The organism is Rhizobium sp. SL86 (genome assembly GCF_026672545.1).
Classification (GTDB): domain Bacteria; phylum Pseudomonadota; class Alphaproteobacteria; order Rhizobiales; family Rhizobiaceae; genus Neorhizobium.
In genome coordinates this window covers 347,843-359,973 of the sequence record NZ_JAPPRJ010000008.1, presented here as the reverse complement: position 1 = coordinate 359,973, position 12,131 = coordinate 347,843, and the positions used below count along the sequence as shown (strand labels likewise).

The window sequence follows — 12,131 nt, the reverse complement described above, 5'->3', positions numbered from 1 at the left end:
GCTCACATCATCTTCATGCCGTTTGGCACCGGCCGCTCGACGCCGGCCAGAACGATCGCGCCTGCCTCATCGGCAAAACCGAGCGTCAGCACTTCGGAACGGACCGGGCCGATCTGGCGGGGCGGAAAGTTCACGACGCCGAGCACCTGCCGGCCGATGAGCGTCTCCGGCGTATAATGAACGGTGATCTGCGCGGAGGACCGTTTTATGCCGATCTCGGGACCGAAATCGATCTTCAGCTTGTAGGCGGGCTTGCGTGCCTCCGGAAAGGTCTCGGCCTCGATGATCGTGCCGACACGAATATCGACCTTCTCGAAATCGTCCCAGGTAATCTCCGCCACGCCCTGTCTTCCTTGTAGTTTAGCTGCCCAGTTCCTCGGCCCGCTTGCGGGCGGCGGCGAGCGCCGTGTCGAACAGCGGCTGCATGCCGTCATCGGCCATCAGCACGGACAGTGCGGCCGCCGTGGTCCCGCCGGGCGAGGTGACGTTCTGGCGAAGGCGCGCTGCCTCGTCTTCGGACCGGTGCAGCAGTTCGCCGGCACCGGACACGGTCTCGCGCGCCAACCGCATGGCAAGATCGGCGGGAAGGCCGAGCTTCCGGCCGGCTTCCGCCATACATTCCACGAGATAGAAAACATAGGCCGGGCCGCTGCCGGACACCGCGGTCACGGCATCGATATCGGCTTCGCTCGCCACCCACTCCACCGGCCCGCTGACCTTCAGCAGATCATGCACGGCGGCGCGTTGGGCTTCGCTGACCTTCGGATTGGCATAGGCCCCCGTCACGCCACGGCCGATCATCGCCGGCGTGTTCGGCATGGCACGCACCATGCCGGCCTCGCCAAGATGGTTCTGCAGGAAGGCAAGCGTCGTACCGGCCGCCACGGAGACGACGACGGTTTCGGCTCCGACAAGCCCCTTCAAGGGCGGCAAAACGGCGCCCATCAGTTGCGGCTTGACGGCGAGAAACAGAATACCGGCCTCAAGCCCCTCCGGCGCAGCAGACGCATGGGCAGCACCAGCCGCCTCGATCTCGGCCTTTCGGGCCTCGGACAGGGACGGGTCGACGACCAGGATCGCCGAGGCATCGACACCGCTCTTCAGCCAGCCGGATAGCATGGCTCCGCCCATATTGCCGGCGCCGATGAGAACCAGCGGCGCCGCAGACGACATCGACATCAGCACTCTCCGACGGTCTCGAACAGAACCGCTTCCATCGCCTTCTTGGCGTCCATGCCGGACCAGACGACGAACTGGAATGCCTGATAATAGGTCTCGCAGGTTTCGAGCGCGTTCGACAGCAGCACTTCGACCTGCTGGTTGGTCGGTTCGGCGCCGCCGGCCAGAAGCAGCGACTGGCGGAAGATCACGACGTCCTCCTGGCGCCACAGATCGAAGTGCCCCATCAGCACCTGACCGTTGACATGCGACAGAAGGCGGATCACCTCGTTCACGCGTGCATCCGGTACCCGGATATCGAAAGCGCAGGCAAGATGCAGCGCTTCGAACTCTTCCATCCAGGAAAACGAGATGTGGTAATCGGCCCAGTGACCGGCCACCGTCATGGCAATTTCGTCCTCGCCCGCACGTTCAAACGTCCAGTCATTCGAGGCTGCAACGAACTCGATCATGTCGACCGGGTTCGAGTGACGTTCCATATCGATATCTATCAGGCTCATGCGGCACCTTCTCAACCGGGATGAAGCGACATTCGTGCGAGGACAGCCAGACGCGAACACTATACCGGAAATTCATTTTCCGATGATCCTGCGCAGCTCTTAATCTACCGCCCATCCCCTGCCTGGAGCTTGCGGTCGCCGTTTAGAATCATCATTTAAAATCAGTGTATAGGCGAAGAGTCACAGCGCCAGCCCCTGGGGCCCGATTTTGCGGGGACGACTCAACCGCAAGCTTCGAAAACCATGTCAGCGACTCGGATTAACTGACTCTGCGGACAGGCTTTTTCAGATGTGTCCACAGCCATCAAATTAGTTGCGGACAAAGACGGGCCGAAGAGGCGGTCAACATCAAAAAAGGCGCGTCCCCGCTAAAAATCGGGGGCACGCCGTGTCGTTTCGGGACGGATCAGGCCTGTCCCGAGGTCAGCTTGGCTTCCAGTGCGTCAAGGCGCGCCTTCAACGCATCGTTTTCGTCACGCGCCTTGATGGCCATTTCGCGGACAGCTTCGAACTCCTCGCGCTTGACCAGATCCATGGAGTTCATGAAGCGCTCCATCTGGGCACGCATGGCGGTTTCCGCCTCCTGGCGCAGCCCCTGCGCCGCACCCGCTGCATCGGTCATCAGCCGCGCAAACTCATCCAGCATACGGTTCGTTCCGGTCGACATGGCATCGCTCTCCATACTCTCGCCGGCCAGGCGGCGAACTTTATTCCGATAGAGATGAGGTAGGGTCAGGGCGATTGTCTTGCAAGAAGAATCGGAAGCATCGCACGCCTGTTTCCTGTGACTTCCCTGAGGATGACGACATCTGAACGGAGATTCGTCTTGACCGGACGGGGGGCAGACCGCCATGTTCCGCCAAGTAGCGGCACTGTCTGCCGAGGTATGTTCATTTGTATTCAGCACCCAGTCTCCTCGCGATCTTGCCTTACCCGAACATCGATCCGATCGCCATTTCGATCGGGCCGCTTGCCATTCACTGGTACGGCTTGGCCTATGTCGTCGGCATCATGCTGGGCTGGTATTATGCCAAGCGCATGGTGGCGCGCGCGGATTTGTGGCCGGGCGGCACCTCTCCCATGTCGCCGGAAAAGCTCGACGATTTCCTGGTCTGGGTGGCCGGCGGCGTCGTCCTCGGCGGGCGCATCGGCTACATCCTCTTCTACGATATGGCTGCCGTGATCGAAAACCCGATCCGGGCGATCGAGATCTGGAATGGCGGCATGTCCTTCCATGGCGGCCTGATCGGCACGACGCTGGCGATGATCGTGTTTGCCCGCCGCAACGCGATCCCGGTCTGGAGCCTGTTCGATACAGTGGCGGCGGTGGCTCCCTTCGGCCTTCTGTTCGGCCGCATCGCGAATTTCGTCAATGGCGAGCTCTGGGGCCGGATCACCGACGTGCCCTGGGCCTTCGTGTTTCCGACCGGCGGCCCGTTTGCGCGGCACCCCAGCCAGCTTTACGAGGCAGCGCTCGAAGGCATTGTCCTGCTTCTCGTGTTGCGCGTTATGACTCACCGGATGAAGGCGCTCACCCAACCGGGTGTAGTTGCTGGTATATTCGTCTGCGGTTATGCTCTCTCGCGCATCTTCGTGGAATTTTTCCGCGAGCCGGATCCGCAACTCGGTTACCTCGCCTTTGGCTGGCTCACGATGGGCATGGTGCTGTCGCTTCCCATGTTCTTCCTCGGCCTTTGGGCGATCTGGCGCGCCCGCCGCGCCGCACCAACATCCTGACGCGACGACGAGGCTGACCTTGACCACGCCGCTTGCCGAAAAAATCAAGACCCTGATCCGCATGAACGGGCCGATCAGCGTGACCGACTATTTCGCCCTGTGCCTGGCCGATCCGGACTACGGTTATTACCGCACCCGAGAACCCTTCGGTGCCGGCGGCGATTTCATCACCGCGCCCGAGATCAGCCAGCTGTTCGGGGAAATGACCGGCATCTTCATGGTGCATGCCTGGCAGCAGCATGGCAGCCCGACACCGGTCAACCTTGTTGAAATAGGCCCCGGCCGCGGCACGATGATGCTCGACATGCTGCGGGTCATCCGCAAGCTGGCGCCAGCCCTTTACGACAGCCTCGACGTCCACATGGTGGAAACCAGCGAGCGCCTGCGCGGCGTTCAGCGTGTCACCCTCGAAGTCTTTTCGTCCAAGATCACCTGGCATTCCGCTTTCGAGGAAGTGCCGGAGGGTTTTACCCTGATTGCCGCCAACGAGCTGTTCGACGCGATCCCGATCCGCCAGTTCGTCCGGACGCCGACCGGTTTTCGCGAGCGGCTGGTGGGGCTTGATGCCGACGACAACCTTGCTTTCGGCATCGGCGTTGCGACCATCGATCCGGCACTCCTGCCGCCGGGCTCCGGCGCGGAACCGGACGGCACCGTCTTCGAAGTGGCCCCCGCCCGCCAGGCGGTGATGAACGCGCTCTGTTCACGGCTGAAGCAGAATGGTGGCTCGGCGCTCATCATCGATTACGGACACATGGCGACCTCCTTCGGCGACACGCTGCAGGCCGTGCTGCACCATGACTATGATCCTCCGCTGGCTCATCCCGGACAGGCGGATCTGACGAGCCACGTCGATTTCGAAGATCTCGCCCGGATCGCCCGCGCCTCCGGCATCCAGATCAACGGCTGCATGCACCAGGGCGATTTCCTTTTCGGCCTCGGTCTTGCAGAACGCGCAAGCCGGCTTGCAAATGGCAAAGCGGAGGCCGAGCAACGCGCCATCGCGGTAGCCGTCGATCGGCTTGCGGGCGCCGGCGAAGGCAAGATGGGTGAGCTGTTCAAGGTCATGGCGGTCTCGAGCCCGAGCGTGACGCTCGCCCCCTTTCGACCCGTGAGAAGCTGAAGAGCACGCGTGCGCCTGATGTCATCGGCACATCGCCGAGGCTTGCATCCGCCGCGGGGTGAGGCGTTGACATCGCGGCTGCCCTCGGTCCACATTTGCGCCGAAACGAAGCAGCCGGATCAAGTCCCGGCCTCTGTTGCGCCGATTTGGCGCTGCCAGCCCCTCCCGAACAGCAGAGCGACGAGATGATGCACGACCCCGCGCTGACGCCGATAGAGAGCCCCCTGCTGAAGGCTAGTTGCGGCAACACGATCCGTCACGGGTATTTCACCCGCCAGGGCGGCGTCTCCGGCGGGCTTTACGCCAGCCTCAATGTCGGCCTCGGTTCCAACGATGTGCGACGCGACGTGCTGGAAAACCGCAGACGTGTAGCCGCCTGGTTCGGCCAGCCGCTGGAAAGGCTTGCGACCGTCAACCAGGTCCACTCCCCGGATGTGGTGACGGTGGACGAGACCTATGCGGGCGAGCGCCCGAGCGCCGACGGGCTCGTGACGAAAACGCCGGGCCTGGTGCTGGGCGTGCTGGCCGCCGATTGCGGGCCGATCCTGTTTGCCGATCCGAAGAACCGGATCGTCGGCGCCGCCCATGCCGGCTGGAAGGGTGCGTTCTACGGCGTTGCCGAAAACACCATTGAGGCGATGCTGGCGCTTGGCGCCGAACGGTCCGAGATCGTCGCCTGCCTCGGCCCCTCGATTGCCGGCAAAAGTTATGAGGTCGGCCCGGAATTCGTCGATCGCTTCCTCTCCGAGAACCCGGATTACCGCCGCTTTTTCTCGCCCTCTGCAAAGCCGGGTCACGCGATGTTCGACCTGCCGGCGCTGACGACGGAACGCTTGCTGAAAGCCGGCATCCGGGCGGAAAACCTCGGGCTCGACACCTATCCGGATACGGGCCGCTTCTTTTCCTATCGCCGCACCACCCATCTGGCCGAACCCGATTACGGGCGCCAGATTTCCGCCATCGCGATCACGGAGGACTGACATGGGCCTGCATTTCGACAAAAGCGAGTTTGCCGAACGCCTGGACCGCCTGAAGGAAGCCATGCGCGTGGAGAAAGTCGACGCCATGCTGCTTTTCGCGCAGGAGAGCATGTACTGGCTGACGGGCTACGACACCTTCGGCTACTGTTTCTTCCAATGCCTGGTGGTGAAGGCCGATGGCGAGATGGCGCTGTTGACCCGTTCCGCCGACCTGCGTCAGGCCCGTCACACCTCGGTGCTCGAGAAGATCCATATCTGGGTCGACCGGGTGAACGCCGATCCGACCGTCGATCTCAAGAACCTGTTGAGCGAGATGGATCTGCTCGGCGCGAAGATCGGCGTCGAATATGACACCCACGGCATGACCGGCCGGGTTGCCCGCCTGCTCGATGATCAGCTTTCCTCCTTCTGCCAGGTCTCGGATACCTCCTACCTCGTCAGCCGTCTGAGACTGCGCAAAAGCCCGGCGGAGATCGTCCACGTCAAACGGGCCGCAGAACTTGCCGACGATGCGTTGGATGCAGCACTCCCCTTCATCACGGCGGGCGGCAGCGAGGCCGATATCCTCGCGGCGATGCAGGGCGCGATCTTTGCCGGCGGCGGCGACTATCCCGCCAATGAGTTCATCATCGGCTCGGGCCCGGATGCGCTTCTCTGCCGCTACAAGGCCGGACGGCGTACGCTCGATGCCCGGGACCAGCTGACGCTCGAATGGGCAGGCGTCAGCGCCCACTATCATGCCGCCATGATGCGCACCGTGCTGGTCGGTGAACCGACGGGCCGCCACCGGGAACTCTACAATGCCTGCCGGGAAACCATCCTGGCGATCGAGGCGGTGCTGACGCCCGGCCATACCTTCGGCGATGTCTTCGATACCCATGCCCGCATCATCGACGAACGGGGGCTGACCCGACATCGCCTCAATGCCTGCGGTTATTCGCTCGGCGCGCGCTTTTCGCCGTCCTGGATGGAGCACCAGATGTTCCACGCCGGCAATCCGCAGGAGATCCTGCCCGACATGTCGCTCTTCGTGCACATGATCATCATGGATTCCGACAGTGGTGCGGCCATGACGCTCGGCCAGACCTATCTGACGACCGAAGGGGCGCCGCTCTCTCTTTCCCGGCACGATCTGGATCTGATCGCACGCTGACAGCCACCCGAGGTTGACACCACGGAAAGGCCGCCCCTAATCTGGCTTTGGCCGGGAGGAACGGAAAGGACGTCGGATGCACCGTTGGGGAGTTGCACTTCTGACCGCCACCCTGGCAGCCGTTCTGGCAGGGTGCAACACCACCGATGCGCTGACCCCGCAGGTCGATGTGGGCGGAGGACTGTTTCCCTCCTCGACCCGATCCACCCCCGTGTCGCAGGACGAGGCGCGCCGCCTGGCGGCAACCGCCGATCCGCCCGCCTCCGCCTATGGAACCTCTAGCGGTCCGTCTGCCGCGACAAACCGCACGCCGCCGCAAAACACGATGCAAGCGCAGGCCCAGGCGCTGGATTCCGGCGATCTGTCACCGGTCCAGTCCTCCCCCCTGCCGCCGCCGAGCGCCGCCACGACACCATCCGCGCAACAATCCGCACCAGCTGTCACACAACAGCAGCCGGCACCGGGAAGCGAACCGCCGGCAGGCCCTTCACAAACGGCAGCGCTCGATCCGGCAGCCTCTGCCGCGCCGTCACAGGCCTCCATCCGCTTCCTGCCGATCATCGGCGCGCCGGTGCAGGCCGTTACGCCGCTGTCGCGCCAGCTTGGCGCATCGGCCCGCGCCGGTGGGCTGACGATCAAATCCTCCAGCGACACGTCGAGCGAGCACATCCTGAAGGGTTACCTTTCCGCCTTCGACAACGAAGGAAAGGTCACGGTCGTTTATGTCTGGGACGTGCTGGATTCCGCCGGCGCCCGCCTCCACCGGATCCAGGGTCAGGAGACCGTTCCCGCCTCCGGTGGTGATCCCTGGGCCGCCGTCCCGGCCGCGACCATGCAGCTGATCGGCCAGAAAACCATGTCGGAATATGTGCAGTGGCGCCAGAGCCGCAACGGCTGAATGGCGTCGGTTGATGATGCTGGCCTTCACGCAGTATTCACAAAAAACTCAGGGCTTTTGTTGAGAGGCCTTGCATTCGGGCTCGTCCACGGTAAAAGGCCCGCATCCAGCGTAAAAACAGGCGGGCCCCAATGAAGGTTTTCGCAGGGAATTCGAACCGGCACTTGGCCGACGCGATCTGTTCCTATCTTAATGTTCCAGTCGGAAAAGCCAGCGTCAGACGGTTTGCAGACCAGGAAATCTTCGTCGAAATCCAGGAAAACGTGCGCGGTGAAGACGTCTTCGTCGTCCAGTCGACCTCGTTTCCTGCCAATGACCATCTGATGGAACTGCTGATCATGATCGACGCCTTCCGTCGGTCCTCGGCAAAGCGCATCACCGCCGTTCTTCCCTATTTCGGTTACGCCCGCCAGGACCGCAAGGCCGGCCCGCGCACCCCGATCTCCGCCAAGCTCGTTGCAAACCTGATCACCGAGGCCGGTGCCGACCGCGTTCTGACGCTCGACCTGCATGCCGGCCAGATCCAGGGCTTCTTCGACATTCCGACGGACAACCTCTATGCGGTTCCGATCCTCGCCCGCGACGTCAAGGAACATTACGACCTGAAGAACGTCATGGTCGTCTCCCCGGACGTCGGCGGCGTCGTGCGCGCCCGTTCGCTGGCCAAGCGCCTCGACTGTCAGCTGGCCATCGTCGACAAGCGCCGCGAGCGCGCTGGTGAATCCGAAGTCATGAACGTCATCGGCGACGTGACCGGCAAGGACTGCCTGCTGATCGACGACATCGTCGATTCCGGTGGCACGCTCTGCAATGCCGCCGAAGCGCTCCTGAAGAACGGCGCGACCAGCGTGACGGCCTATATCACGCACGGCGTGCTCTCCGGCGGCGCGGTGGCCCGTATCACCTCGTCGAAGCTGCGCGAACTTGTCATCACCGATTCCATCCAGCCGACGACCGCAGTCCAGTCCGCACCGAACATCCGCGTGGTCTCGACCGCCGGCCTGCTCGGTGAGGCGATCAATCGGACGGCCCTGGAACAATCGGTCTCCAGCCTCTTCGATTGAGCTTGCACAGCTATTCCTTGCGTAGGTTAATCAGATATAAAGTTGCGTCACCGTAAAATCCCCCCACTTCGGAGGGGTTTCACATGGTTTCGTCGGTTTTATCCAGTGGTTCAAAGCGGTCGTTCTGGACCGTCAAGACAAAGGTCGCCTCGCTCGTTCTTGGCGCCACACTCATTTCTTGCCTGTCGGTGGGTATCGTCAGCTACCAGATCGGCAAGAGCGGCCTGATCGACGCCAGCCAATTGCGCCTGGCATCGGTGGCGGACAATCAGTCGAAGGCCCTGCAACGTTTTTCGGCACGGATCGACCAGAGTCTCGCCGAACTGTCGCAGAACACGGCGATCGGTGACGCATCCGATCTGGTTGCCAACTTCCTGAAGATCGAAGGCCCGAAGATTATCCAGGCCTTCCAGGACAAATCAAAGACGCCGGAGCAGCGCGCCGCCTTCGACGGCAACGGCACCAAGCTTCTTTACGGCGTTCAGCATGCCGGCATTCACGGCACCTTGTCGAGCGCCTGGCGCAACACCGGTGTCAGCGATATCTACGTGATCGACACGACCGGAACCGTCATCTATTCGGTCACCAAGGGTCGCGAATTCACCACCAATGTCGGCGAGGCCGAAAACGCGAGCCTGAAGGCGATCTACGACCAGATCAGCAAGGGGACCGTCGGGCAGACCTATGCGACCGGCTTCGCGCCCTTTGCCTCCGAGGATTCCAAGGTCTCCGCCTTTGTCGGACGGGCGCTTGCAGTCAGCAACTGGGGCGAGATCAAGGTCAAGGGCGCCATCATCTTCCGCATTGCCCCCAACAAGCTTGGCCCGGTCGTCATTCCGGACGGCGCCGGCACCGATGCCGCCTACCTCATCGCCTCGGACGGCACCGTCCGGGCCGGCACCGGCGCGGCCAGCGATGTTCCGCCGGAACTGATCGAAGCCGCCAAGGCTTCGCAGGCTGGCGCGGCGTTTGCCGGATCCGGCGATGGTCGCCTTTTCTATTCCTATCTGCCGGTGTCGATGTTCGGCCAGCCGAACCTCCTGGCGGTCGGCCAGAAGGAAGCAAAGGTCCTGGCGCCGGCCAACAATCTTGCCTATTGGGCAACGCTCGCAACGGTGGCGATCTTGCTGGCGATGGGTCTCGTGGGCGTCATCGTCTCCTCCTCGCTGACAAAACCGCTGACCCGTCTCGCCAACCTGATGAACCGCCTCAATGACGGCGACAAATCGATCGAGGTCGATGCTGCCGACCGCGGCGACGAAATCGGCACCATGGCGCGGGCATTGGCATCGTTCCGTGACAGCGCATTGGACAAGGAACGGATAGAGGCGGCCGCAAGAGAGCGGGACCAGGAACTCGACATCGAGCGTCGGGACCGCGAGGCGGAAAAGGCCCGCAGTGCAGAAGAACTGGAGCGGGCGATCTCCGCCCTGGCAGGCGGCCTCCGGCGCCTGTCCAACGGCGAACTGACCGTTTCGATCGACCAACCCTTCGCCGGCACCCTCGACCAGCTGCGCATCGATTTCAACGGATCTATCCGGCAGCTGGAGGCCACCATGCAGTCGGTCACGGCCAGCGCCGACACGATCCGTGCGGGCGCCGTCGATCTTCGCAGCGCCTCCGAAAACCTCGCGCATCGCACCGAGCGCCAGGCAGCCTCGCTTGAAGAAGCCGCCGCCGCCCTTGCCGAAATGAGCGGTTCGGTCACCGAGACGCTGCAGCAGTGCGATACAGCCGTCGACGTGGCCGCGACCGCGCTCACCAGTGCAAAATCCTCGGCCAGCATCGTCCAGGACGCCATCGTGGCGATGGAACGGCTGGAGGATTCGTCTGCAAAGATCCGCCAGATCATCGACGTGATCGACCAGATTGCCTTCCAGACCAACCTGCTGGCGCTGAATGCCGGTGTCGAAGCGGCCCGCGCAGGCGAAGCCGGCAAGGGTTTTGCCGTCGTCGCCCAGGAAGTGCGCGAACTGGCGCAGAAATCCGCCGGCGCCGCCCGCGACATCAACACCTTGATCAACACATCCGCCACGGATGTGGAGAACGGCGTGGCACTCGTGCTGAAGACCGGCGACAGCCTGACCACGATCCAGCAGAGCATCACCTCGATCAACCAGACGATCGGCGTGATCGCCGAAGCCTCCCGCGAACAGTCGGGGCGCCTGCGCGAAATCTCCTCCTCGGTCACCGATCTCGATCAGATGACCCAGCAGAACGCCGCCATGGTGGAGGAAACGACTGCAGCGGTATTCTCGCTCTCCCATGAGGCCGATGAACTCGGCAACCGCATCTCGCATTTCGCCCTGTCCGGTGAGGAACCCCATCGCCGCGTCGCATAAGGCGGCAGCACCACACGATGTGAGGCGCATCACAACGCCCGCCGGCCCCTCGGTCCGGCGGGCGTTTCTTTGACGTGGGGACTGGAGATGCTCGGGCTCTAGGAATACATGGGAAACTTGGCAAACCGGATGCCAGCCATGAGGCGTCGCTTCAGCGGCGGGCGGCAAATGCCTTGCAAGCAAGACCCTTATGGTCTATGGAGCGCCGTCCGCGTAGACACCCTTGGAGGCAACGCGGATGAAGCGCATCGGATGATGCCCTTCAAATTCATCTGACAGCCCCTGTGCTGCCGATGGGTTTCTCCAATAACCTCGAAAGGATATGCCATGAGCCACGCATCTTACGAGCTCAAGGCCGAGGCGCGCGAACGGGTTGGTAAGGGGTCCTCCCGTGAACTTCGCCGCAACGGTTTGATTCCCTCTGTCATCTACGGTGACAAGCAGGCCCCGATTTCCATCGCTCTGTCGGCCAACGAAGTGACAAAGCGCATCCATGCCGGCGGTTTCATGACCACGGTTGCCACGATCGACTACAACGGCGGCAAGATCTCGGTTCTTCCGAAGGACTACCAGCTGGATCCGGTCCGCGACTTCGTCCTGCACGTCGATTTCCTGCGCGTGTCCGCTGACAGCCAGGTGACCGTTGACGTTCCGGTTCACTTCATCAACGAAGAAAAGTCCGGCATCAAGATCGGCGGCGTTCTCAACATCGTGCGCCACGAAGTCGAAATGATGGTTCCGGCCAACGACATTCCGGAATTCATCACCGTCGACCTCGACGGCTTCAAGATCGGCGACAGCATTCACATTTCGCATGTCAAGCTGCCGCAGGGCGCCAAGCCGACGATCACGGACCGCGATTTCACCATCGCGACGATCGTTGCTCCGGCTGGCGGCACCTCGGAAGACGCCGCTTCCGAATAAGACCTTCCGGTTCACTGAAAACCCGCCCGGGAAACCGCGGCGGGTTTTTTATTGTCTCCCCTTCCCGAGACGAAGACAGCCGCTCGGCTTGCGAGCACCCCTTCCGTCAGCACAAAAGGAACGGGAAACCGTCCCTCAGCGACGAAAGCTGCGGCCTGACGCCGCAAAGTTCCGAAACAGCACATTTTCCAGGCCAAGAGTTTCAGTTCTCGCATCTTCGGTTCAACAATG

At 62.5% G+C, this 12,131-nt stretch carries 12 protein-coding genes; 8 read left to right on the top strand and 4 right to left on the bottom strand.

The annotated features are described in order from the left end of the window. Positions 1-2: 2 nt before the first annotated feature. The 4 genes from OU993_RS22690 to OU993_RS22675 form a co-directional block, all read right to left on the bottom strand. Positions 3-341, bottom strand: coding sequence for a tRNA-binding protein (locus OU993_RS22690; RefSeq protein ID WP_268161181.1), 339 nt, complete (start codon positions 339-341; stop codon positions 3-5). A 19-nt stretch (positions 342-360) separates the two neighbouring features. Then, positions 361-1,179 (bottom strand): pyrroline-5-carboxylate reductase, encoded by an 819-nt coding sequence (gene proC / locus OU993_RS22685; protein ID WP_268161180.1) that lies wholly within the window; start codon positions 1,177-1,179, stop codon positions 361-363. After that, entirely contained in the window at positions 1,179-1,679 is a 501-nt protein-coding gene (locus tag OU993_RS22680) for a YbjN domain-containing protein (RefSeq protein ID WP_268161179.1), read from the bottom strand. Before OU993_RS22680 ends, proC begins: the two co-directional genes overlap by 1 nt. Positions 1,680-2,085: 406 nt before the next feature. Beyond that, positions 2,086-2,346, bottom strand: a complete 261-nt coding sequence (locus OU993_RS22675; RefSeq protein ID WP_268161178.1) for an accessory factor UbiK family protein — start codon at positions 2,344-2,346, stop codon at positions 2,086-2,088. 227 nt (positions 2,347-2,573) lie between these two features. Between OU993_RS22675 and lgt the strand changes: the two genes are divergently transcribed. The 8 genes from lgt to OU993_RS22635 all read left to right on the top strand — a co-directional run bounded on the left by lgt (position 2,574) and on the right by OU993_RS22635 (position 11,900). Continuing rightward, positions 2,574-3,416 carry a prolipoprotein diacylglyceryl transferase gene (gene lgt / locus OU993_RS22670; protein ID WP_268161177.1) on the top strand — a complete coding sequence of 281 codons (843 nt, stop codon included), beginning with the start codon at positions 2,574-2,576 and terminating at the stop codon, positions 3,414-3,416. Between the two features lie 19 nt (positions 3,417-3,435). Then, the gene (locus OU993_RS22665) at positions 3,436-4,539 is read left to right on the top strand and encodes a class I SAM-dependent methyltransferase (RefSeq protein ID WP_268161176.1); all 1,104 of its coding nucleotides are present in this window, start codon (positions 3,436-3,438) and stop codon (positions 4,537-4,539) included. Between the two features lie 185 nt (positions 4,540-4,724). Beyond that, positions 4,725-5,519 carry a peptidoglycan editing factor PgeF gene (gene pgeF / locus OU993_RS22660; RefSeq protein ID WP_268161175.1) on the top strand — a complete coding sequence of 265 codons (795 nt, stop codon included), beginning with the start codon at positions 4,725-4,727 and terminating at the stop codon, positions 5,517-5,519. A gap of 1 nt (position 5,520) precedes the next feature. Beyond that, positions 5,521-6,672 carry a M24 family metallopeptidase gene (locus OU993_RS22655; protein ID WP_268161174.1) on the top strand — a complete coding sequence of 384 codons (1,152 nt, stop codon included), beginning with the start codon at positions 5,521-5,523 and terminating at the stop codon, positions 6,670-6,672. 76 nt (positions 6,673-6,748) lie between these two features. Continuing rightward, positions 6,749-7,570 (top strand): hypothetical protein, encoded by an 822-nt coding sequence (locus tag OU993_RS22650; RefSeq protein WP_268161173.1) that lies wholly within the window; start codon positions 6,749-6,751, stop codon positions 7,568-7,570. A 131-nt stretch (positions 7,571-7,701) separates the two neighbouring features. Then, positions 7,702-8,634 (top strand): ribose-phosphate pyrophosphokinase, encoded by a 933-nt coding sequence (locus OU993_RS22645; RefSeq protein ID WP_268161172.1) that lies wholly within the window; start codon positions 7,702-7,704, stop codon positions 8,632-8,634. Positions 8,635-8,717: 83 nt separating this feature from the next. After that, complete coding sequence (locus tag OU993_RS22640) at positions 8,718-10,976, top strand: methyl-accepting chemotaxis protein (protein WP_268161171.1); 2,259 nt, start codon at positions 8,718-8,720, stop codon at positions 10,974-10,976. 327 nt (positions 10,977-11,303) lie between these two features. Then, positions 11,304-11,900 carry a 50S ribosomal protein L25/general stress protein Ctc gene (locus OU993_RS22635; RefSeq protein ID WP_268161170.1) on the top strand — a complete coding sequence of 199 codons (597 nt, stop codon included), beginning with the start codon at positions 11,304-11,306 and terminating at the stop codon, positions 11,898-11,900. Positions 11,901-12,131: the final 231 nt, after the last annotated feature.

Coding starts and splice junctions, on each gene's coding strand:
- proC (WP_268161180.1), bottom strand. CDS start 1,179: ATGTCGATGTCGTCTGCGGCGCCGCTGGTTCTCATCGGCGCCGGCAAT.
- OU993_RS22680 (WP_268161179.1), bottom strand. CDS start 1,679: ATGAGCCTGATAGATATCGATATGGAACGTCACTCGAACCCGGTCGAC.
- OU993_RS22675 (WP_268161178.1), bottom strand. CDS start 2,346: ATGTCGACCGGAACGAACCGTATGCTGGATGAGTTTGCGCGGCTGATG.
- pgeF (WP_268161175.1), top strand. CDS start 4,725: ATGATGCACGACCCCGCGCTGACGCCGATAGAGAGCCCCCTGCTGAAG.
- OU993_RS22655 (WP_268161174.1), top strand. CDS start 5,521: ATGGGCCTGCATTTCGACAAAAGCGAGTTTGCCGAACGCCTGGACCGC.
- OU993_RS22650 (WP_268161173.1), top strand. CDS start 6,749: ATGCACCGTTGGGGAGTTGCACTTCTGACCGCCACCCTGGCAGCCGTT.
- OU993_RS22645 (WP_268161172.1), top strand. CDS start 7,702: ATGAAGGTTTTCGCAGGGAATTCGAACCGGCACTTGGCCGACGCGATC.
- OU993_RS22640 (WP_268161171.1), top strand. CDS start 8,718: ATGGTTTCGTCGGTTTTATCCAGTGGTTCAAAGCGGTCGTTCTGGACC.
- OU993_RS22635 (WP_268161170.1), top strand. CDS start 11,304: ATGAGCCACGCATCTTACGAGCTCAAGGCCGAGGCGCGCGAACGGGTT.